We start from the raw sequence: 22,214 nt of genomic DNA on the forward strand, positions 1-22,214 counted from the left end.
AGATGGTTTGTCACCCTTGCTTCCTTCTTTCCCCCCCGCCGTATTGGCTTTAGCCGACGGTTCTTTATTTCCCGGTCTCAGTATTGGCGCCTCTGGCGAAACAACCGGTGAAGTAGTCTTTAATACTGCCCTCACAGGTTATCAAGAGATCATTACTGATCCCAGTTATTCCCGTCAAATCGTGACTCTGACTTATCCCCATATCGGTAATGTTGGTGTGAATGCACAAGATGCCGAATCAGAGCACATTCATGCAGCTGGTTTAGTCATCAAAGATCTTCCTAAGCGTGTTTCTAATTTTCGCTCTGAAGAAAGCCTTGATAGCTACTTAATTAAAGCAGGCGTTGTAGGAATTTCTGCTATTGATACGCGCAAGCTTACCCGTATTCTGCGGGATACCGGTGCGCAATCGGGCGCAATTGTGGCCGGCAAGCTCGGTGATGACATTGCTACGTTGGCTAAAAAAGCACTCGACTTGGCTAAAGCGTTTTCTGGCATGGCTGGTTTAGACCTTGCCAAGGTAGTAAGTACGAAAAAACCCTACACATGGCGTGAAGCAGAATGGGCTTTGCATGGAGTCGATGGCAAGCCTGCGTATAAAATACTAGATCAAAGTAAGGCACTTAAAAAGGTTGTCGCTTATGACTTTGGTGTGAAGCGCAATATTTTGCGCATGCTGACTGAGCGTGGCTGTGAGCTCACTGTAGTGCCAGCCCAAACCAGCGCTGCCGAAGTCTTGGCCATGAACCCTGATGGGGTCTTTTTTTCCAACGGCCCTGGAGATCCCGGTCCTTGTGATTACGCGATTGCTGCTGCAAAAGAAATTATTGAAAAAGGGGTACCTACCTTTGGAATTTGTTTAGGTCATCAAATTATGGGTTTGGCCGCTGGCGCGAAAACTTTGAAAATGAAATTCGGTCATCACGGCGCCAACCACCCTGTAAAAGATCTCGATACAGGACGTGTTGCCATTACCTCTCAGAATCATGGTTTTGCAGTGGATGCCAACACCTTGCCTGACAAGATTCGCGTGACGCATGTTTCTTTATTTGATGGTTCTTTGCAGGGCTTGGCTTGGAAAGACAAACCGGCATTATGTTTTCAAGGTCACCCAGAAGCCTCTCCCGGTCCTCACGATATTGCTTATTTGTTTGATCGTTTTGTGGAGCTAATGAATGCTACCGCTGTGAGTAATAAGGGGAGCAAATAATGCCTAAGCGTAGCGATATTAAAAGTATTCTGATTATTGGTGCAGGTCCGATTGTGATTGGTCAAGCTTGTGAGTTTGATTATTCCGGTGCGCAGGCTTGCAAGGCATTGCGGGATGAAGGCTTCAAAGTCATCCTTGTGAATAGCAACCCAGCGACCATCATGACTGATCCAGAAATGGCCGATGTGACTTATATCGAGCCGATTACTTGGGAAGTTGTTGAACGTATTATTGCCACTGAAAAACCGGATGCGATTTTGCCAACGATGGGCGGACAAACTGCTCTTAATTGCGCCTTAGATTTACATCGCCATGGTGTTCTGGAGAAATACGGGTGCGAGTTGATTGGTGCATCACCAGAAGCGATTGATAAAGCCGAAGATCGTCAGAAGTTTAAAAATGCCATGACCAAAATTGGTTTAGGTTCTGCGAAGTCTGGCATTGCGCACACTATGGATGAGGCGCATGTCGTGCAGCAGCGCATCCAGATTGAGACGGGGAGCTTAGGCTTTCCTGTGGTGATTCGTCCTTCCTTCACGATGGGTGGATCTGGCGGTGGTATTGCTTATAACCGCGAAGAGTTCGAAGAAATTTGTAAGCGAGGTTTAGATCTCTCGCCAACCCGTGAGCTCTTGATTGAAGAGTCTCTCCTTGGCTGGAAAGAGTTTGAAATGGAAGTCGTGCGGGATCGCGCGGATAACTGCATCATCGTATGTTCTATTGAAAACTTTGATCCGATGGGTGTGCATACCGGAGATTCGATTACGGTTGCTCCTGCACAAACCTTAACGGATAAAGAGTATCAAATTCTGCGTAATGCCTCGATAGCAGTGTTGCGTGAAATTGGTGTTGATACGGGTGGCTCTAACGTACAGTTCTCGATTAATCCAGAAGATGGCCGCATGATTGTGATTGAGATGAACCCACGGGTTTCTCGTTCATCTGCGTTGGCATCTAAGGCAACAGGTTTTCCAATCGCGAAGATTGCCGCGAAGTTAGCAGTGGGTTACACACTAGATGAGTTAAAGAATGACATCACGGGTGGTGCTACACCCGCTTCATTTGAACCTTCAATCGATTACGTTGTCACGAAGATTCCTCGCTTTGCTTTTGAGAAGTTCCCCCAAGCGGATTCGCGTTTAACGACACAGATGAAGTCCGTAGGTGAGGTGATGGCGATTGGCCGAACATTCCAAGAATCCTTCCAAAAAGCTCTACGTGGTTTAGAGGTCGGTGTAGATGGTTTAGATGAATTTTCTACTGACTTAGACGACATCATTCAAGAAATTGGTGAGCCAGGCCCAGACCGTGTTTGGTATTTGGGTGACGCTTTCCGGATGGGCATGGGTCTGGATGAGGTGTATGCAGAGACCAAAATTGATCCTTGGTTCTTAGAGCAAATCGAAGAGCTGATTACGATTGAAACTGAACTCAAGCTGCGTAAGATTGATAGCTTGTCTGCTCCAGAATTACGCTTTATTAAGCAAAAAGGTTTTTCAGATCGACGTTTGGGCAAGCTGATGGGTGTTGATGCTTCCTCGGTGCGTGCAGCGCGTCATCGCTTAAAGGTTGTACCGGTTTACAAGCGGGTAGATACCTGCGCGGCAGAGTTTTCAACAAATACAGCGTATTTGTATTCCACTTATGAGGCTGAGCATGGTGAATGCGAATCCCAGCCGACCAATAACAATAAGATCATGGTACTGGGCGGCGGTCCTAACCGAATTGGTCAAGGTATCGAGTTTGATTATTGCTGTGTTCATGCTGCTTTAGCACTACGTGACGATGGTTATGAAACCATTATGGTGAACTGCAACCCTGAAACCGTTTCGACTGACTACGATACTTCCGATCGTTTGTACTTTGAACCTTTGACATTAGAAGATGTTCTCGAGATCGTAGCGATAGAAAAACCTAAGGGCGTGATCGTGCAGTATGGCGGTCAGACACCTTTGAAATTGGCTTTAGATCTAGAACGTAATGGCGTGCCAATTATCGGAACTTCGCCAGACATGATTGATGCTGCCGAAGATCGTGAGCGTTTTCAGAAGTTATTACATGATTTAAAACTACGTCAACCACCTAACCGCACAGCCCGTGCCGAAGATGAAGCGCTTAAGCTCGCTGAGGAAATTGGGTATCCATTGGTTGTGCGTCCTTCCTACGTTTTAGGTGGTCGCGCCATGGAAATTGTGCATGATGGTCGTGATCTTGAACGCTATATGCGTGAAGCAGTCAAAGTGTCACATGACTCTCCCGTATTACTTGATCGCTTCTTAAATGATGCGATTGAATGCGATGTGGATTGTATTAGTGATGGTCAACGTGTCTTTATCGGCGGCGTGATGGAGCATATTGAGCAAGCAGGTGTCCACTCTGGCGACTCTGCCTGTTCATTGCCCCCTTATTCATTATCAGAAAGCACGATTGCTGAGATTAAGCGTCAGACTGCTGCCATGGCTAAAGGTTTGAACGTGATCGGCTTAATGAATGTGCAATTCGCGATTCAGAATGTCGATGGCCAAGATGTCATCTATGTTCTCGAGGTTAATCCCCGCGCTTCGCGTACTGTGCCATTTGTATCGAAAGCCACGGGCTTACAGTTGGCGAAGATTGCAGCACGCTGTATGGTGGGGCAGACACTCGATCAGCAGGGTATTAAGGCTGAAGTACTGCCTGGCTACTTCTCAGTCAAAGAAGCTGTCTTCCCATTTAATAAATTTCCAGGCATCGATCCTATCTTAGGACCAGAAATGCGCTCTACAGGCGAAGTGATGGGAGTTGGTAAAACGTTTGGTGAAGCCCTCTTTAAATCTCAATTGGGTGCTGGTATCAAGTTACCGAAGAGCGGTACGGTTGTCCTGACAGTAAAGGATAGCGATAAGCCTAAAGCAGTGGAGGTTGCTAAGCTCTTGCATCAATTAGGATTTCCGATGGTGGCTACTAAAGGCACTGCTGCGGCAATTGAAGCGGCTGGTTTACCAGTACGGGTTGTTAATAAGGTGAAGGATGGTCGTCCGCATATCGTAGATTTAATTAAGAACGGGGAAATTTCCTTGGTATTTACCACCGTAGATGAAACCCGCACTGCGATTGCAGATTCACGATCAATTCGAACGAGCGCTCAAGCAAATAACGTTACGTATTACACGACGATTAGTGCAGCACGTGCTGTGATGGATGGTTTGATGGCATCACAAAGTGGCAATAAAGACGCACTTGAGGTGTATTCATTACAAAATTTACATAAGACGCTCCATTGACTCTCCATTAATTTAAGTTAGACTAGAAACATGAACTCAATACCAATTACCAAGCGTGGGGCAGAACTTCTCAAAGAAGAGTTGCACCGCTTAAAGCATGTAGAGCGCCCAGCAGTGATTATTGCTATTTCAGAAGCGCGTGCGCAGGGTGATCTGTCTGAGAATGCAGAGTACGATGCTGCAAAAGAAAAGCAAGGCTTTGTTGAAGGGCGCATTCAGGAGCTAGAGGGCAAGCTGTCAGCTGCTCAGGTGATTGATCCCGCAACCCTAGATGTTAATGGACGCATCGTATTTGGTGCCACCGTTGAGCTAGAAGATTTAGAAGATGGGACGAAGTTCACTTATCAAATTGTGGGTGATGATGAGGCAGACATCGCAGTAAATAAGATTTCCATTAGCTCTCCGATTGCCCGCGCACTCATTAGTAAAGAAGAGGGTGATGTTGTGGCTGTTCAAGCCCCAGGCGGTAATCGCGAAGTCGAAATCTTAGCCGTTCGTTACATTTAAGCTGCTGCATAACTATGCTGAATGCCTCTGCATATTCTGCAGCACAAAGAGTCTTTGTTCTGGTGGCAGGTTTGTGGGTGGGTAGTCTACTAGCAGTGGGCTATTTAGTTGCTCCCGCCATCTTTAGTACGATGACCGATCGTCAAGTAGCTGGCATGGTCGCTGGCGCTATCTTCACCTTAGAAGCGTATTTGAGTTTGATTATTTGTATTGGTCTGATGGTGTTAGCCAATCTTTTAGTCAATCGAGGCCTCTACCACTATCGACTGATTCGTTGGCTGTTATTGGCAATGTTGCTTTGTGCAATGACCGCAGTCTTTATCCTCATTCCCTGGATGAATACCGTCAGAGATAGTGCTCTAGCTCAAGGAATGCCTGTAGCACTCTCTCCATCAGCGGGTTTATTTAGAAGCCTACACATTGCCTCTAGCACTCTGTATGTGATTCAAAGCGTACTGGGAGTGTTTTTAGTGTGGCGACTGACTAAGAGCGCAGTAACTTACTAGATCCATCAGAAATACAAACTAAGCAACAAAAAACGCCGACTCGCGGCGTTCATCGTGATACTAAGAACCCAGGGATTTTTTCTTCGTACTGCTCATCCGTACTTTTCTTTTCTTAATGGGCGCAGGTGCAGGGGCTGCCTTGCGATAGCCCGGAGATGACCAACCAATTTTAGATTCAGCAGCATCAGCTCTTAACACGCGTTTCTTTGGAGCTGTAGAGCTAGTACTGGATTGTGCAGCCGTCTTTACAGCAGCAGCTCTGGTGAACGGTGATTTGCTAGCAGCTGAGCGTCTGTCAGAGCGCTCTGATGTACTTGTTCTGACACCTTCTTTGGATGCACCACGCACACCTTGACGCTTGGTACGCGGAGCTTGTAATGACTTCTTAGTTTGCTTGTAAGATCTGCCTAAATTTAAGAGTGCTGTATCAAGTTCTGCTTTAGGCTTCCAGATCACAAGGAGTTTGCCAATATGTTGCACAGGTGCCGCACCCAGTTTTTCGCAAAGTTCTTCATACATCGCAATACGGGCATCACGATCATCACCAAAGACACGGATCTTAATCAGACCATGGTGAGAGATCGCCAATTTTGCTTCTTTAAGCACTGCAGAAGTGAGCCCATCACCCCCAATCATGACAACGGGGCTTAGGTCGTGGGCATCCGCTTTCAGGGATTTGCGTTGTGCGGGGGTAATAGTTAGTGCTGTCATGGGCTCGATGATAGAGCATTCAGAGGGGTAAATCACTGTCTGCGTCGGTATATGGAAGATATTGGGTCAGATTCGATCAATTCTTTTTGCCTTAGGAGTCAGAAACAAGGAAAATAGAACTCGAAAGTGGGTAAGTTGTGGCAAAGAATAAATTTAATAAAAGTTGGTTGCAGGATCACCTACAAGATCCTTACGTAAAGATGGCTCAGAAAGAGGGCTATCGTGCGCGTGCTGTTTATAAGTTAAGCGAAATCGACGAGCAAGATCACCTGATCAAAGCGGGTATGACTATCGTGGATTTGGGAAGCGCTCCCGGAAGTTGGTCTCAATATGCTCGTAATCGCTTGACTGAGTTAGGCAAAAACAATCCCCAGATTGAATCGGGCAAACCAGATGGCACCATTATTGCGATTGATATTCTGCCGATGGAAGAGATTGCGGATGTGAGCTTTATTCAGGGCGATTTTAGGGAGGATGAGGGTTTGCAGGCCTTAGAAGCCCTTTTACCAGCCAGTGCCAATGGAAAAGTAGACTTGGTCCTATCCGATATGGCCCCAAACCTCTCTGGCGTGGGTGTAGCAGATGCTGCCCGAATGGCCTTTTTAGCTGAAATTGCTCTAGATTTTGCATTGGGCCACCTGAAACCCGAAGGGGCGCTGTTAATTAAGTGCTTTAACGGCAGTGGGTATAGCCAAATCGTAGAGTCCTTTAAAAAGGTCTTCAAGACAGTGGCTTCGAGAAAGCCCAAGGCATCTAGAGCCCGTTCCTCAGAGATCTTTCTTTTGGGCAGACAGCTCAAACCACCCAAATAAGCTAAAAAGTCAAATTACCCACTTCAGATAAGGGTTTATCAAAATAAACACCCCTCTAGCTCTTGAAAAAGGGTGGTAGTAGAATCAAATACACAGAACTAGCAATCCGCTTTCACTCCCGGATTAATCCGGCAAAGGTTTCCTTTTGAATAACAATATGATGCAAAAAATCGGTGTATGGCTCATTGTGGGCCTAGTGCTGTTCACTGTTTTTAAGCAGTTCGACAGACCTAAAGAGCAGGCTCAGGTCACTTACTCTCAGTTTATGGATGACGCCAAGGTTGGCAAAATAAAGCGAGTGGACGTACAGGGTCGTACATTACAAGTGACCCCAAATGACGGTAACAAGTATTCCATCATCACCCCAGGTGATATTTGGATGGTTGGTGACCTCATGAAGTACGGCGTTCAAGTGACAGGTAAAGCGGATGAAGAGCCTAACCTGTTGGTATCTGCGATGTACTATCTTGGACCTACTTTACTGATCATTGGTTTTTGGTTTTTCATGATGCGTCAGATGCAGGGTGGCGGCAAAGGCGGCGCCTTCTCTTTCGGTAAATCTAAAGCGCGTTTGATTGATGAGAATAGTAATACCGTGACCTTTGCTGACGTAGCAGGTTGCGATGAAGCAAAAGAAGAAGTCTTCGAGATTGTGGACTTCTTAAAAGATCCACAAAAATTTCAGAAACTCGGTGGCCGTATTCCGCATGGTGTATTGCTTGTGGGTCCTCCCGGTACCGGTAAGACTCTATTAGCCCGTGCCATCGCAGGCGAAGCCAAAGTTCCATTCTTTGCTATTTCTGGTTCTGATTTCGTTGAGATGTTTGTGGGCGTTGGTGCTTCTCGTGTACGCGACATGTTTGAGAACGCGAAGAAAAGCTCCCCTTGTATTATCTTTATTGATGAGATCGATGCGGTCGGTCGTCATCGTGGCGCCGGCATGGGTGGTGGTAACGATGAGCGCGAACAAACCTTAAATCAAATGCTTGTAGAGATGGATGGTTTTGAAAGTAATAGTGGCGTGATCGTAGTAGCTGCTACTAACCGTTCTGATGTATTGGATCGCGCTTTGCTCCGTCCAGGACGTTTTGATCGTCAAGTACACGTTGGCTTGCCTGATATCCGTGGGCGCGAGCAAATCTTGCAAGTGCACATGCGTAAGGTACCACTTGATCCTGATGTTAATGCAGCGGTATTGGCGCGTGGAACACCTGGTTTCTCTGGTGCAGATTTAGCCAACTTGGTGAATGAGTCTGCCTTGTTTGCAGCCCGCCGTAATAAGCGTGCCGTCGATATGCGAGACTTTGAAGACGCTAAAGACAAAATTTATATGGGCCCAGAGCGTAAGTCTGCTGTGATGCGCGAAGAAGAGCGTCGCAATACGGCTTATCACGAGTCTGGTCACGCAGTCGTGGCTAAGGTCTTACCTAAGGCTGACCCAGTACATAAAGTCACCATCATGCCACGCGGTATGGCATTGGGTGTGACTTGGCAGTTGCCTGAGTTCGATCGTGTGAACCTGTACAAAGATCGCATGATGGAAGAGTTGGCAATCTTGTTTGGCGGCCGTGCTGCTGAAGAAGTATTTTTAAACTCGATGAGCACAGGTGCATCTAATGACTTTGAACGTGCCACGAAGATGGCGCGCGATATGGTGACGCGCTACGGCATGAGTGATAGCTTAGGAACGATGGTGTATGTCGATACTGAATCTGAGAGTATGTTCGGTCGCCAGAGCTCCAAAACTGTTTCTGAGTTAACTCAGCAAAAAGTAGACTTCGAGATTCGGGCTTTGGTAGATAGTCAATATGCATTGGCACGATCTATTCTGGAAGAAAATCGCGACAAGGTAGAGGCGATGGTTGCCGCCTTACTTGAGTTTGAAACGATTGATGCTGAGCAGATTACTGACATCATGGAAGGTCGTCCTCCGCGTATGCCAAAACCACCACCTGCGAGTACCTTTGGTAATTCAGCAGGGGCTCCTCCTGGCCCTGCACCTGGTAGCGCACCAGCCACAGCCTAATCTTCTACTGCATTGGTAGACGATTAAGCTGATGACTAAGCAAACTCTGCCCGCAACATGGTGTTGTGGGCGTTTTCTTTTTGACTTTAGCAAACGCAAGAAACCCTTAGTGATGGGGATTCTGAATGCCACCCCCGATTCTTTTTCAGATGGGGGGAAATTTCGTACAGTCAGTGATGCTGTGGCACAAGCAGAGCATATGATCGCTGCTGGTGTAGACCTCATTGATATTGGTGGAGAATCTACCCGTCCTGGTGCAGAACCGGTTTCACTTCAAGAAGAGTTAGACAGAGTTTTACCGGTGATCGAAGCGCTAAAAGACTGTGGCACAGCGTTATCTATTGATACTTATAAAGCAGAGACCATGCGCCAAGCACTTCAAGCTGGCGTTGATTGCGTGAATGATATCTGGGCTCTGCGACAAGCCGGTGCTGTTGATGCTGTCATAGAGCATGAAGAATCAAAGCAAGCAGGGACAAAGCAGGCACCATGCGGAATCATTTTGATGCATATGCAACGTGATCCACAAACCATGCAGTTTGATCCCCATTATGAAGATGTGATTGCGCAGGTCATGTTGTTTCTTCAAGAGCGTGCTGAGCTTTTGAAAGAAAAAGGTATTGCCCCTAATAGAATTGCGATTGATCCTGGCTTTGGTTTTGGAAAAAGCCTTGAGCACAATCTCAGTATGTTGGCGCATTTTGAACGTTTCTCTGAATTAGGCCATGCCGTCTTGGCAGGTATTTCTCGTAAGTCGATGTTGGGTAAGCTAACAGGTCGTGATACGAATGAACGGGTGGCGCCTAGCATTGCTGCCGCCATCCTCGCTGCCGATCGGGGAGCCCGCATTATTCGTGTTCACGACGTCCAAGAGACGGTGGATGCCCTCAAGATCTGGGAAGCCGTACAAGTCTAGGTCTATCCTCTACAAGTTTTATAATTAAATCCATGAAAAAACAATACTTTGGTACAGACGGTATTCGCGGTGAAGTAGGGCAATTTCCGATTGTTCCCGAGTTTATGACGCGTCTAGCTTATGCTGCCGGCAAGGTGCTCATCAGTAATGCAAAATCTGGTGAGCGTTGCAAAGTGCTAATCGGAAAAGATACCCGTGTATCAGGTTATTTATTAGAGGCTTCTTTAGAAGCGGGTTTTGCAGCTGCTGGTGTCGATGTCATGTTATGCGGCCCAATGCCTACCCCAGGTGTTGCTTATCTCACGAAGGCCTTACGCTTAACAGCAGGTGTAGTGATTTCTGCATCACACAATCCTTATCAAGATAACGGCATTAAATTCTTTTCCGCTCAGGGTGACAAACTCTCTGATGATTTTGAATTAGCCATCGAAGCTGAACTTGAAAAACCGATGGGTTGTGTGAGCTCAAAAGAACTGGGTAAGGCTTTTCGTTTAGATGATGCTGCAGGCCGTTATATTGAATTTTGTAAATCAAGCTTTCCAGCTGAACTTAATCTCAAAGGTATGAAACTCGTGGTGGACTGCGCTAATGGCGCGGCTTATCACATAGCGCCCCATGTCTTTCATGAGCTTGGAGCAGAAGTCACGTCGATTGGCGTTAATCCTAATGGCCGCAATATTAATGATGGTTGTGGCGCTACTGCGCCAGCAGCATTAATCGCCAAGGTCAAAGAGCTTGGCGCTGATATTGGTATTGCTCTAGATGGTGATGCCGATCGCTTACAAATGGTGGATTCTTCAGGGCGTCTTTTTAATGGCGATGAGCTCCTATACGTACTGGCTAAAGATCGCATTACCCGTGGCCACAATCTTGGTGGCGTTGTTGGAACCTTGATGACTAACTTGGCAGTAGAAAATGCGATTAAAGCTTTAGGGCTTGAATTTGAACGCGCAAACGTAGGCGACCGCTATGTTTTGGAACTACTCAAGCAAAAGAGTTGGCTAATTGGTGGCGAGGGATCTGGACATTTGCTTTGCTTAGACCAACACTCTACTGGTGATGGCACGATTGCAGCACTGCAGGTTTTAGCTGCGATGAGTCAAGCTAAGCAGAGTTTGGCGCAATTATTGGAGGCTGTACAAGTCTTTCCTCAGGTGCTGCTTAACGTCAAATTTAAAGCGGGCTACGACTGGAAGTCAGATAGCGCCCTAAAACAGCAGATTACTCAGGTTGAAAGTGACCTTAAAGGCACGGGTAGGGTGCTGATGAGGGCATCTGGTACAGAACCAGTCCTGAGGGTGATGGTGGAGGCTCAGGATGGAGATCTGGCTCTGAGAGCCGCTCAAAGCATTGCTGATTTGGTCCCTACCGCATAAGTCACTGAAATTGTTGAATTATTTTTGATCATTATTTAATGGTGATAGCTGTCATTAAACTGTCATAAGTAAATCGTATCGTCCTTTCTAACGCGATATTGCGTGAACTTCACGAGGATCTATTCAGATGAAATCTTTCTTAAAAACAGCGTTAGTGATCAGCGCTATTTCATTTGCCCCAGTTGCGTTTGCAGTCGATATGACTGGCGCTGGCGCTACATTTCCATACCCTATTTACGCTAAATGGGCTGAAGCCTATAAAGCTAAAACTGGTTCCAACCTCAATTACCAGTCAATTGGTTCTTCAGGCGGCATCAAGCAAATTAAAGCAAAAACAGTGGATTTCGGTGCAACTGATAATCCAGTGAAGTTTGATGACTTAGAAAAAGATGGTCTTGTACAGTTCCCAGCGATTATTGGCGGTGTAGTGCCCGTCATTAACGTGGAGGGTGTAAAGCCTTACGAACTCAAGTTGTCCCCAGATACCCTGTCGGATATCTTTCAAGGTGCGATTACCAACTGGAATGACAGACGTATCGTATTGAATAACCCTGGTATGAAGATGCCTGATTTGCCAATCACTGTAGTACACCGTGCTGACGGTTCTGGCACAACGGCTATTTTCACTAACTATCTCGCTAAGGTTAGTCAAAACTGGAAAGATGCTGTTGGAGAAGGTGCTGCTGTTAAATGGCCAGCTGCTTCCTCAGTAGGCGGCAAAGGCAATGAAGGTGTTGCTGCAAACGTATTGCGTGTGAAGGGTGCTATTGGTTATGTAGAGTATGCCTATGCCAAGAAAAACAAAATGATCAGCGTTTCCTTGAAAAATAGAGACGGTCAATTTGTACAACCGGATGACCTGACATTTGCTGCTGCTGCTGCGAGTACAGATTGGTCTAAAGTACCAGGCATGGGTACTTTTATTACTAATGCTCCAGGTGCTAAATCATGGCCAATCACTGGTGCGTCTTTTATATTGGTATATAAGGCACCAGAGAACAAAGCTAAGGTAGCTGAAGTACTCAAGTTCTTTGACTTCGCATTTAAAGAAGGCAAGAAAATGGCAGAAGAGTTGGACTATGTTCCGATGCCAGATGCTACTACAGACTTTATTCGCAAGAATGTGTTCACGCAGGTAAACACTAAGTAAGCTTTGGTGATTGACTTTTACCAATCACAATTACAAACAGCTCCGCTATCTGTGGGGCTGTTTGTTCATTTAAATAAGTGCAATTTATGATCGAATCAATACAGTCTCACTCAGCACCAACGCCACAAGCTTTGCGTATTGCTAAGTTGCAGCGTGTTCAGGACTTTTTGTTCCATCGAATTACGCAGTTCTTTGCTTTATCGGTCTTGATTGCCTTATTAGGAATCATGATCTCCTTACTATTTAACGCATGGCCTGCATTAAGCTCTTTTGGTCCCGGATTCTTTTTCACTAAAGAGTGGGACATTGTGAATGATGAGTTTGGTGGCCTGATTGCGATCTATGGAACGGTTGTGACTTCGGTGATTGCGCTGGTGATTGCAGTACCACTGAGTTTTGGTATTGCGGTATTTCTGACGGAGCTTTGCCCGGGCCCATTACGTAGACCCTTAGGGACTGCGATTGAGCTTTTGGCCGCTGTGCCATCGATCATTTACGGTATGTTTGGCCTGTTTATTTTTGCGCCCTTGTTTGCAGAATATATACAGCCTGCATTAGCTGCTACTTTGGGTCAGGTTCCAGGGCTGGGTATTTTGTTCACTGGCGCTTTCAATGGTATTGGTATTTTATGTGCCGGCTTGATTTTAGCGATGATGATTCTGCCATTTATTGCTTCAGTGATGCGTGATGTTTTTGATATCGTCCCGCCGATTCTGAAAGAATCTGCTTATGGTATTGGCTGCACTACTTGGGAAGTGGTAAAGCGCGTAGTACTGCCTTATACCAAAACAGGTGTGATCGGTGGAATCATGCTTGGATTAGGTAGAGCGCTTGGTGAAACAATGGCCGTGACCTTTGTGATCGGTAACTCTCATAAACTGTCCGCCTCCTTATTTGCGCCCGGATCCTCTATTGCCTCTACCTTGGCAAATGAGTTCGGTGAAGCAGAGGCTGGCAACCATATGTCCTCCTTATTCGCATTAGGTTTAGCTCTTTTCCTCATTACTTTTATTGTGTTAGCTTGTGCTAAGTGGATGTTGAGCAATATGGAGAAGAAGCAGGGACTAAAAACATGATTACTTCTTCAAATATGAACCCAGGCGTTTACGCAAAGCGTAAGCGCGCCAACAAGATTGGCTTGACGCTCTCTTTATCAGCGATGACCTTGGGAATGGTTTTTTTATTATGGATTTTGGGCGTTTTATTTTTCAAAGGCTTTTCTGCTCTTGATATCTCGCTATTTACTCAAAGTACCCCTGGTCCAGGATCTGAAGGCGGTGGATTAGCTAATGCAATTGTGGGCAGCTTGATGATGGTGGGCTTTTGTACCTTAATTAGTACGCCGATTGGTGTTCTAGCAGGTACCTACTTATCTGAGTATGGTGATCGAAGTCGGATTGCTTCAATCACTCGCTTTGTGACCGATATCATGCTGTCTGCCCCATCGATTGTGATTGGTCTTTTTGTGTATGCTTTTTATGTGGCACAAGTTCGACACTTTTCTGGTTGGGCTGGTACGCTTGCATTGGCTTTGATTGCTATACCTGTGGTGGTTCGCACTACAGAAAATATGTTGCGTTTGGTTCCCGGTAGTTTGCGTGAGGCAGCATATGCCTTAGGTACACCAAAATGGAAGGTAGCATTTAAGGTCACGTTGGTAGCGGCAAAAAGTGGTGTGATTACTGGCATCTTATTGGCTCTAGCCCGCATCAGTGGAGAAACTGCTCCATTACTGTTTACGGCGCTGAATAATCAGTTCTTCTCTACGAACATGAATGCCCCCATTGCGAACTTACCGGTAGTGATTTTCCAGTTCGCGATGAGTCCCTACGATAACTGGGTCGACCTGGCATGGGGCGGTGCTTTATTAATTACGCTGACAGTCTTGACTCTCAATATTATTGCCCGAGTGGTCTTTAGAGAAAAGGTACAGGGCTGATGTCTAATATGAAAACAATGTTTGACTTAAACCAGATTGATGGTCAAGGAGCTAGTGTGGATTCAAATAATACCCAACAGTCAACTCAAGTCGCAGTCAATGCCCTTGAAGTGCATAACCTTAATTTCTTTTACGGCTCGTTCCAAGGCCTACAAGATGTAAATCTCAATATTGAAGAGCGTAAAGTAACCGCCTTTATCGGACCATCTGGTTGCGGTAAATCTACTTTGCTCAGAACCTTGAACCGTATGTATGACCTCTATCCAGGACAGCGTGCTGAGGGTGAGATTAATTTTTATGGTCAGAATATCCTTAATAAAGATCAAGACTTAAATTTATTGCGTTCACGTATTGGTATGGTTTTTCAAAAGCCCACCCCATTTCCGATGTCGATTTATGAGAACATCGCTTTCGGTGTGCGTTTATACGAAAAAGTATCTCGCTCTGAAATGGATGACCGGGTAGAGTGGGCTTTAAATAAAGCGGCACTTTGGAATGAGGCTAAAGATAAGCTCAGTCAAAGTGGCTTATCCCTTTCAGGTGGCCAGCAGCAGCGCTTATGTATTGCACGTGCCGTAGCCGTTAAGCCATCCGTTATTTTGCTCGATGAACCTACCTCAGCGCTTGATCCGATCTCTACAGGCAAGATTGAGGAGTTGATCAATGAGCTGAAGAATGATTACACCATTGCTATCGTGACGCATAATATGCAACAAGCTGCCCGTGTCTCAGACTACACTGCGTATATGTATCTAGGCAGCCTTGTGGAGTTTGGCAAGACAGATGAGATTTTCCTTAAGCCTAAGCGCAAGGAAACAGAAGATTACATTACCGGCCGTTTCGGTTAATTGGAGAATTACATGCCAGATAAGCACCTTTCATCACAATTTGATGCCGATTTAAATTCGCTCTCGAGCCGATTGCTTGAAATGGGTGGTTTAGTGGAGTCGCAGATTTCAACAGCGATGCGCGCTTTCACTCAAATGGATATCGAAACCTGCAATATCGTCATCGAGAACGAGAAGATGGTGAACGATCTTGAAATTCAGATTGATTTAGCCTGCACTGAATTGATTGCTCGCCGTCAACCGATTGCCCGTGATTTACGCTTAGTGATGGCAGTATCCAAAGCCATTACGAATTTAGAGCGTGCAGGGGACGAGGCAGAGCGGGTTGCTAAAAGGACCAAGCGTCTGATTGAATCCGGTGTACCCAATAATATTAACGTTGCTGAGATTCGTTTGTCTGGGCAGATGGCGATTTCGTTATTGCGCCGTAGTTTAGATTCCTTTGCTCGTTTAGATACGATTGCCGCTGCAGAAGTAGTGGAAGAAGATCGTCAGATTGATGAAGAATTTAGAGCCTTTGTGCGTAAACTCATTTCATACATGATGGAAGATCCGCATACTATTACAACCGGTTTGGATATGCTGACCATTGCTAAAGCTATCGAGCGTATTGGTGATCATGCAAAAAATATTGCAGAGTTTGTGATTTATGTTGCCAAGGGTTCAGATGTACGTCATATTCCTCATGCAGATTTAGTTCGCGAGGCGAATAAAGCCTAAGGATTTTTGAACTGACACAAAAATCATCATGTCTCTACGCATATTAATTGTTGAAGATGAGCCTTCGATTGCAGAATTGATTGCTATTAACCTAATTCATGCAGGATATGAGGTTAAGAGAGCCATGCAAACTGATATCGCTGTCACTATGATGCGGGACAGTCTCCCTAATTTATTGATTCTAGATTGGATGTTACCGGGCAAGTCTGGGGTACAGTTCGCAAAAGAACTGCGTGCAAATGAGCGTACTCGTTCCTTGCCTATATTGATGCTAACGGCGAAAAGTGAAGAGTCTGATAAGGTTCTAGGTCTAGATTCTGGTGCAGATGACTATGTCACTAAACCCTTTTCACCAAAAGAGTTGGTGGCTCGTGTGAATGCACTCTTGCGGCGTCAAGCGCCCCTAGCTGATGTGGGCCCTTTATCTGTTGGTCCGTTGAGACTAGATCCACTTTCACACCGTGTAACCGCTCTATGGCCCAATATGGAGCCACAGACACTGCCACTAGGCCCTACTGAATACCGTTTATTACAGTTTTTGATGACTAACCCTGAACGGGTCCACTCTAGGGCTAACTTGTTAGATAAAGTCTGGGGTAATGAGGTCTATATCGAAGAGCGAACGGTAGATGTACACATTAAAAGGCTGAGAGCCGCCTTATCCTCCTCAGACTGCGATCGTTATATAGAAACGGTTCGAGGCAGCGGTTACAGGATTACCAAGATTCCAACCCAAACCTAAGTCTAGGATTGGCTCCAAATGAGCTAGTCAAAGTTTGGGGCTACTTGTAAATGATGCTCTAATATCGGCTTATGTTCCCCGTTATTAGCCGCCTGGTTTTTCTGATTGCGCTTGCTTTTTTAGCGGCCTACATCACCTTCTTTAATTGGGGTTCTGACTGGGCTATTGCAGTTGGGGTGCTTGCAATGGCCATCCCCCTGTTTATTACCTATATGCATTTAGCTCACCTCAGAAAGCATGTCTTTGCGGATGACGTTGATTCAATGACGTTACCCAGCGGTTTTTGGGAAGATATGTTTGTGCGTCTTCAACGCCTTATTAGGGGTTTGAAGCTTGAGCTTCGATCCATTGATCAGCAGCATAGCCGTTTTATTGAAGCTTTTCAGGCATCGCCGAACGGCATCATTATGCTGGATGATCAAGATCAAATCGAGTGGTGTAATGCGATTGCTGAGCGCTTTTTTGGCCTCAATTTCAAACGGGATGTGCTGCAAAGAATCAACTTTCTGATTCGTCGACCTGAGTTCATTCAGTATATTTATCAGCGTCATTTTGAAGAGCCATTGCTCCTTGATCGGATGGGACCTGGTGAGAGCTTAAGTTTGATGCTGCAAATTTTCCCTTTTGGTGAAAATCGTCACTTATTATTAGTTCAAGACGTAACTGATTTACAAAAAGCAGATGCTATGCGCCGTGATTTCGTTGCGAACGTTTCCCATGAGATGAGGACGCCGATTACGGTCCTCATAGGCTTTCTAGAAACCATGCAGACATTAGATTTAGATAAGTCACAACAACATCAATATTTTGAGCTGATGATGGCGCAATCTAAACGCATGAAGAGCCTGGTTGAGGACTTATTGACCCTCGCAAATTTAGAAGCCAATGCCTTGCCGGCACCAATGCAGGAAATTCAAATTCCTACCTTAATGGCCTTATTAAAAAATGATGCAGAAGCGCTCTCTAAAGGCCATCATAAATTTCAGTTTCATATAGAAAGTAGCCATAATTTGATGGGCGAAGAGCGTGAAATTATTTCTGCGTGTGGTAATTTAGTCTCCAATGCAATCCGTTATAGCCCTGATACTGCATCTATTAGCGCAACTTGGAATGTGAACAAGCAAGGTGAAGGGGAGTTTTCTGTCACTGATACTGGCCCCGGAATCTCCTCGGAGCATCTTTCACGTTTAACTGAGCGATTTTATCGTGTAGATCGAAGTCGTTCTAGAGATACAGGCGGAACCGGTCTGGGCTTAGCAATCGTGAAGCATATTGCAAGCAGACATCAGGGGCAATTAACGATTGAAAGTACGCTTGGCAAAGGCAGCACCTTCAAAATACTCTTTCCACGAGAGCGGGTAGTGAGTGAAAAATCAAAGGATGCCTAGTCAGATCCTTTAGATCCTCAGTCTTTTTTATCTTTTTTCTTGTTTTTCTCTTTATCTTTTTTCTTCTTAGATTCCTTTGGAAGCTTATCCAGCTTGCCATTGGCATAAAGACACCACACCTTAATCTCTTCCAGAAGCTCAGATAGATCCTCATAGGATAGGTTTTTGAAGTCTTGTAAACCAATTGCGCCAGACTCCTGCAACTGTTTTACTGCATCTGTGTATTTGTATGCGCTCATGAGATCTTTGCCATTTATATAGAAACTCCAACATCCTAGCAAAGTATTGTGACAAAAATGCTTTTCTATCAAAGCTTAGTAGTTCCACCTTGTCATATTTCTGTCATATTCAATAAAAGAAGCAAAGTATTAAGATTTATTGAGCTTATATGGAATGTAAGGCAATATTTAACTTGCAAATCATTGAAATCTCCAGGTAAATCCAATGTCTGAGCGTGAGGCGCTAATCCCAGTGCCGCCGAATACAACACCCATATTGGCTGCACTGCGCATATAAGATAGACCTAAATCTAGATCATCGTTAATTGAAATGATCGTCGCTAAAAGAGCGTAATTACTGAGGTATTGTTGGCTGATTGGGGGATTAGTTTCTAGTCCGGTATCTAGCGCCAATTTAATACTTTTACTCACCTTCCACACTGGTGCGACGGATGCGAAAATGATATTTGTTCGATTTTCTGGAGGTCCGGTAGCAATCAAATAGTTTGTGTTGTAGAGCGATTTTGTGTAAGAAGCATTGACATGTATTTCAATGTCACCCAAGTAATGGGAGCCGATCAAGTTCACCCCATAATTTGGAAGTGCAAGACCTATGCCACTGACCTGCTGTTGACCAGTTCCCGGCAAGGTAAGACTGGGCTTTATAGCTAACGCCCATTGACCATCTTCAGCCTCTAAAAATCGCCATTTTATTGCTATCACCTTGTTTGAGATGGGCGAATAGCTTCCTCTTGGCGTTGCAAAATAACTGGCACCTATAGAGGCTTCTATGTTCTCTGTTAAGCCGCGAGTGTAGGTAAAAGGAAAAGCCTGCGCTTGACTGACTCCAAAATATTCTTCACCTGGAGTAATAATTTGAGAACTTTTAGAGCTTACGGTGTTGTGCCCATGAGTAGCTGTTTTAAAAAAATACTGCTCAATCTGATTAGAGCTTTTTTTAACGGTACCCGCATCATCAGTATTGAGGGGCTCAAATCCGTAGCTTAAAACAGGAATGAAGAGCAATGTAAGTAAATAGAGGCGCATTGCGAAAGGATAAATTTTTTATCATTTTATTGAGCAATTGTTGCAAATCAAAGTCAGAACAATCATGTGCAAGTAGCATTCCTTTTTATTTTATTTAATCAAATTGAAATATTGACTGGCTAATATAGAAAGCTAAACTATTTCTATCAAGGTGAATTAATTGAAACAAAGCAATAAGTCTAATTCTGACAATGTTTCCCCTCCACAAGAAGCCAAGCTGTCGCTTCAATATCAGGACTTAAAAGAAGAATTATTTGATAAGAAAGCACATCCGATGGAATGCTTAAAAACGAAGTTTATTGTTGATAATAAATACGCTTTCCAATTAGATGAGTTAATTTAATGGTTTTTTACTATGAATGAGCCATTCAATATTTTGTTTCTTTGTGCCGGTAATTCTTCGCGCTCTATTCTTGCCGAGGCCTTAACAACAACATTGAGTCATGGCCGCTTTATTGCTTTCTCAGCAGGTGCAAAGCCTACCGGGACGGTGCATCCCTTAGCAATTGAATTGATTAAGCCTACGGGCTATCCCATTCAGCTCTTGCGAAGTAAGAGTTGGGATGAGTTTGGTAGAGAGAGCGCTCCAGCGATGAATTTCGTTATTACTCTATGTGAATCAGCCTTGGGAGAGCATTGTCCTTATTGGCGTGGGCATCCAGCAACAGCTCACTGGGGGTTTCCAGATCCTGCTGCGGATGATTCTAAAACTCGTGATGAAATGTTGCATTCTTTTAAGCAGGTAGAAAAGGGCTTGCATGATCGGATTGCTTTATTGATGGATTTGCCACTAGAAAAGCTTGATCGCTCGACTATTAGGGAGCGCTTACAAAATATTCATCATCGCCTAAAGTATTCATAAAAGACTGGGGAAATTAATGCATCCTCATGAAGAAGCTAGCTTTTTATAAAATAGGCTTGTCTTGGTAGTGAAATAATGTAAGTTCAGAATTTGAATCATGACATCTTTAGCGACCCATCAGTACTCCATCATTACTTGCCCCCATTGTGAGGCGCATGCTCCACTTAAAATCCCACAGGGCTCTTCCCAGCATCTTTACCGCTGCCCATGTTGTAGTGCTTTTTTAAAGCCTAAATCAGGGGATTGCTGCATTTTCTGTAGTTTTGGCAATATTCATTGCTCTAGTTCGGAGCAAAATCTAGCGTCTTAGCCTATTCCTTGAATGCTTGCATAGAAATTCATGGGTTTGTCACGCTGGTTTCATACAATAGTCACATTAATTAAATTGCTATTGGGAATACCTTGCCGCCCTTTAAAGACGTTTCTGGATTAGATTCATCGGACTTAGTTGCCGCGGTTGACCTTGGCTCCAACAGTTTTCGTATGCTGGTAGCCCAAGTGGTAAAAACTCCCTCTGGTACTCAACTGCGGCCTATTGATACTTTACGTGAATCAGTTCGTTTGGCTGCTGGGCTGACCGAGAATAAATTACTGGGTAACGATGCCTATCAGCGAGGTATCAATGCTATAGCACGCTTTGGGGAGCGTATTAGAGGATTTGATCCCTCCAGAGTCAGGGCAGTAGCTACGAATACTGTTCGGGTTGCTAAAAATTCAGCGCAGTTTGTTAAAGATGCAGAGGCTACCTTAGGTTTTCCGATTGAAGTCATTGCGGGTGTAGAAGAGGCTCGTCTTATTTATATTGGGGCTGCGCACGAGGTTCCAGCAGTTCAGGGTAACCGGCTAGTAGTTGATATTGGCGGCGGTTCAACTGAACTGATCATCGGCAAAGGCTATGAGCCCCAGCTCATGGAAAGTTTATACATCGGCTGTGTATCCCATAGCTTGCGTTTCTTTCCCCGCGGAGAGATTGATGCCCACTCTTTTAAAGAGGCTGAACTTGCAGCCCGCCGTGAAATTCAAGTGATTGCAGCAGCGTATTTGAAGAGCGGCTGGAAGCAGGTGATTGGCTCTTCTGGAACTGCACGCGCCTTAGCGGATTTGATGGCTGAAAATCATTTCAATGGCCAGAGCGATAGCCTCACAATGGGTCGCATTAATGGTGCAAGCGGCTTGATTACGCGTGATGGCCTGCGTGCCATGAAAAAGCATCTTCTCAAGTATGACAATGTGAGTCAGGTGGAGTTACATGGCCTGAGGGATGATCGAAGAGTAGTCTGGCCCGGCGGCTTAGCCATCATGATTGCCGTATTTGATGAGCTCGGAATTGAAAGCATGGAGGTCACGGATGCGGCTTTGCGTATTGGTGTTCTATATGACTTATTGGGACGATCACAGCATGAGGATATGCGCTACGTCACAGTCGAGCAGTTTATGCAGCGCTATGCAGTAGAGCGGGATCAGGCGCAGCGCGTCGGAAAGCTCGCAGTTGAATTTTTAACACAATTACCCCCTTCTGATTCTGAAAGTAGGGCGGATAACATTGCACTGCTTCAATGGGCTGCTAATTTACATGAAATTGGTTTATCGATTTCTCATAATGGCTATCACAAACATTCTGCCTACATTGCTGGTAATGCCGATATGCCTGGCTTTTCAAAAAACGATCAGGCCCGTTTGGCGGCCTTATTGATTGGTCATGCTGGTAAGTTGGGTAAGTTAGCCAATAACAATAACTTTTTTGATTGGCGCATGCTCTTTTGTTTACGTTTAGCTCAGGTCTTGTGCCGGGGTCGCAGCGATCTCAATTTGGCTAAAGTCAAAGTATCAGAGCGCGATGGCTCATTTATAGTCAGCCTATCTAAAGAGTGGGCTCACGAGCATCCTCTAACAGAATTTAGTCTTCAAAAAGAAGCGGCCGAATGGGAGCGCATCGGCCGTTCCTATAAATTAACTTTGAAGTAGCCTGACTA

At 45.2% G+C, this 22,214-nt stretch carries 22 protein-coding genes; 19 read left to right on the top strand and 3 right to left on the bottom strand.

Translation table 11 applies throughout. The annotated features are described in order from the left end of the window. The first annotated feature begins 16 nt into the window (after positions 1–16). From carA to DCO16_RS04360, 4 genes are read left to right on the top strand one after another with little or no spacing between them, the layout of a single operon-like run. Positions 17–1,210 (top strand): glutamine-hydrolyzing carbamoyl-phosphate synthase small subunit, encoded by a 1,194-nt coding sequence (gene carA, locus DCO16_RS04345; RefSeq protein ID WP_173943770.1) that lies wholly within the window; start codon positions 17–19, stop codon positions 1,208–1,210. After that, complete coding sequence (carB, locus tag DCO16_RS04350; protein WP_173942513.1) at positions 1,210–4,473, top strand: carbamoyl-phosphate synthase large subunit; 3,264 nt, start codon at positions 1,210–1,212, stop codon at positions 4,471–4,473. The genes carA and carB overlap by 1 nt, the downstream gene beginning before the upstream one ends. 30 nt (positions 4,474–4,503) lie before the next feature. After that, positions 4,504–4,980, top strand: coding sequence for a transcription elongation factor GreA (gene greA / locus DCO16_RS04355; protein ID WP_173942514.1), 477 nt, complete (start codon positions 4,504–4,506; stop codon positions 4,978–4,980). A gap of 14 nt (positions 4,981–4,994) precedes the next feature. Further along, positions 4,995–5,486: a DUF4149 domain-containing protein gene (locus DCO16_RS04360; RefSeq protein WP_173942515.1), complete on the top strand. Its 492-nt coding sequence runs from the start codon at positions 4,995–4,997 to the stop codon at positions 5,484–5,486. Between the two features lie 60 nt (positions 5,487–5,546). On the opposite strand, the gene DCO16_RS04365 is transcribed toward DCO16_RS04360, so the two are convergent. Then, a complete protein-coding gene (locus DCO16_RS04365; protein WP_173942516.1) occupies positions 5,547–6,197 on the bottom strand; it encodes a YhbY family RNA-binding protein in 651 nt (216 codons plus the stop codon). A gap of 137 nt (positions 6,198–6,334) precedes the next feature. On the opposite strand from DCO16_RS04365, the gene DCO16_RS04370 reads away from it, so the two are divergent. From DCO16_RS04370 to phoR, 11 genes are all read left to right on the top strand, one after another. Beyond that, entirely contained in the window at positions 6,335–7,009 is a 675-nt protein-coding gene (locus DCO16_RS04370) for an RlmE family RNA methyltransferase (RefSeq protein ID WP_173942517.1), read from the top strand. Positions 7,010–7,154: 145 nt separating this feature from the next. Beyond that, entirely contained in the window at positions 7,155–9,035 is a 1,881-nt protein-coding gene (gene ftsH, locus DCO16_RS04375; RefSeq protein ID WP_173942518.1) for an ATP-dependent zinc metalloprotease FtsH, read from the top strand. Between the two features lie 31 nt (positions 9,036–9,066). Continuing rightward, a complete protein-coding gene (gene folP / locus DCO16_RS04380; RefSeq protein ID WP_173942519.1) occupies positions 9,067–9,951 on the top strand; it encodes a dihydropteroate synthase in 885 nt (294 codons plus the stop codon). A gap of 32 nt (positions 9,952–9,983) precedes the next feature. Beyond that, entirely contained in the window at positions 9,984–11,327 is a 1,344-nt protein-coding gene (gene glmM, locus DCO16_RS04385) for a phosphoglucosamine mutase (RefSeq protein WP_173942520.1), read from the top strand. Between the two features lie 127 nt (positions 11,328–11,454). Further along, positions 11,455–12,477, top strand: a complete 1,023-nt coding sequence (pstS, locus tag DCO16_RS04390; RefSeq protein WP_173942521.1) for a phosphate ABC transporter substrate-binding protein PstS — start codon at positions 11,455–11,457, stop codon at positions 12,475–12,477. 86 nt (positions 12,478–12,563) lie between these two features. Next, positions 12,564–13,553 (top strand): phosphate ABC transporter permease subunit PstC, encoded by a 990-nt coding sequence (pstC, locus tag DCO16_RS04395; protein WP_173942522.1) that lies wholly within the window; start codon positions 12,564–12,566, stop codon positions 13,551–13,553. Further along, positions 13,550–14,416 (top strand): phosphate ABC transporter permease PstA, encoded by an 867-nt coding sequence (gene pstA / locus DCO16_RS04400; RefSeq protein WP_173942523.1) that lies wholly within the window; start codon positions 13,550–13,552, stop codon positions 14,414–14,416. The genes pstC and pstA overlap by 4 nt, the downstream gene beginning before the upstream one ends. A gap of 8 nt (positions 14,417–14,424) precedes the next feature. Next, positions 14,425–15,264, top strand: a complete 840-nt coding sequence (pstB, locus tag DCO16_RS04405; RefSeq protein ID WP_254598099.1) for a phosphate ABC transporter ATP-binding protein PstB — start codon at positions 14,425–14,427, stop codon at positions 15,262–15,264. A 12-nt stretch (positions 15,265–15,276) separates the two neighbouring features. Then, complete coding sequence (phoU, locus tag DCO16_RS04410; protein ID WP_173942524.1) at positions 15,277–15,984, top strand: phosphate signaling complex protein PhoU; 708 nt, start codon at positions 15,277–15,279, stop codon at positions 15,982–15,984. 28 nt (positions 15,985–16,012) lie between these two features. Further along, entirely contained in the window at positions 16,013–16,726 is a 714-nt protein-coding gene (gene phoB / locus DCO16_RS04415) for a phosphate regulon transcriptional regulator PhoB (RefSeq protein ID WP_173942525.1), read from the top strand. 71 nt (positions 16,727–16,797) lie between these two features. Continuing rightward, the gene (gene phoR, locus DCO16_RS04420; protein ID WP_173942526.1) at positions 16,798–18,114 is read left to right on the top strand and encodes a phosphate regulon sensor histidine kinase PhoR; all 1,317 of its coding nucleotides are present in this window, start codon (positions 16,798–16,800) and stop codon (positions 18,112–18,114) included. A gap of 17 nt (positions 18,115–18,131) precedes the next feature. Here the strand turns inward: phoR and DCO16_RS04425 are convergent, their stop codons facing one another. Next, on the bottom strand, positions 18,132–18,353 hold the full coding sequence (locus DCO16_RS04425) for a hypothetical protein (protein ID WP_173942527.1): 222 nt from the start codon (positions 18,351–18,353) through the stop codon (positions 18,132–18,134). Between the two features lie 180 nt (positions 18,354–18,533). Then, positions 18,534–19,379, bottom strand: a complete 846-nt coding sequence (locus tag DCO16_RS04430) for a hypothetical protein (protein ID WP_173942528.1) — start codon at positions 19,377–19,379, stop codon at positions 18,534–18,536. 160 nt (positions 19,380–19,539) lie between these two features. Between DCO16_RS04430 and DCO16_RS04435 the strand changes: the two genes are divergently transcribed. The 4 genes from DCO16_RS04435 to DCO16_RS04445 all read left to right on the top strand — a co-directional run bounded on the left by DCO16_RS04435 (position 19,540) and on the right by DCO16_RS04445 (position 22,206). Then, positions 19,540–19,722, top strand: coding sequence for a hypothetical protein (locus tag DCO16_RS04435; protein WP_173942529.1), 183 nt, complete (start codon positions 19,540–19,542; stop codon positions 19,720–19,722). A 12-nt stretch (positions 19,723–19,734) separates the two neighbouring features. Further along, entirely contained in the window at positions 19,735–20,241 is a 507-nt protein-coding gene (locus tag DCO16_RS04440) for an arsenate reductase ArsC (protein WP_173942530.1), read from the top strand. Between the two features lie 97 nt (positions 20,242–20,338). Continuing rightward, positions 20,339–20,551, top strand: a complete 213-nt coding sequence (locus DCO16_RS11375; protein WP_367652076.1) for a GDCCVxC domain-containing (seleno)protein — start codon at positions 20,339–20,341, stop codon at positions 20,549–20,551. A gap of 173 nt (positions 20,552–20,724) precedes the next feature. Further along, positions 20,725–22,206, top strand: coding sequence for a Ppx/GppA phosphatase family protein (locus DCO16_RS04445; protein WP_173943772.1), 1,482 nt, complete (start codon positions 20,725–20,727; stop codon positions 22,204–22,206). The last annotated feature ends 8 nt before the right edge of the window (positions 22,207–22,214 follow it).

It is taken from the genome of Polynucleobacter antarcticus (genome assembly GCF_013307245.1).
Taxonomy (GTDB): Bacteria; Pseudomonadota; Gammaproteobacteria; order Burkholderiales; family Burkholderiaceae; genus Polynucleobacter; species Polynucleobacter antarcticus.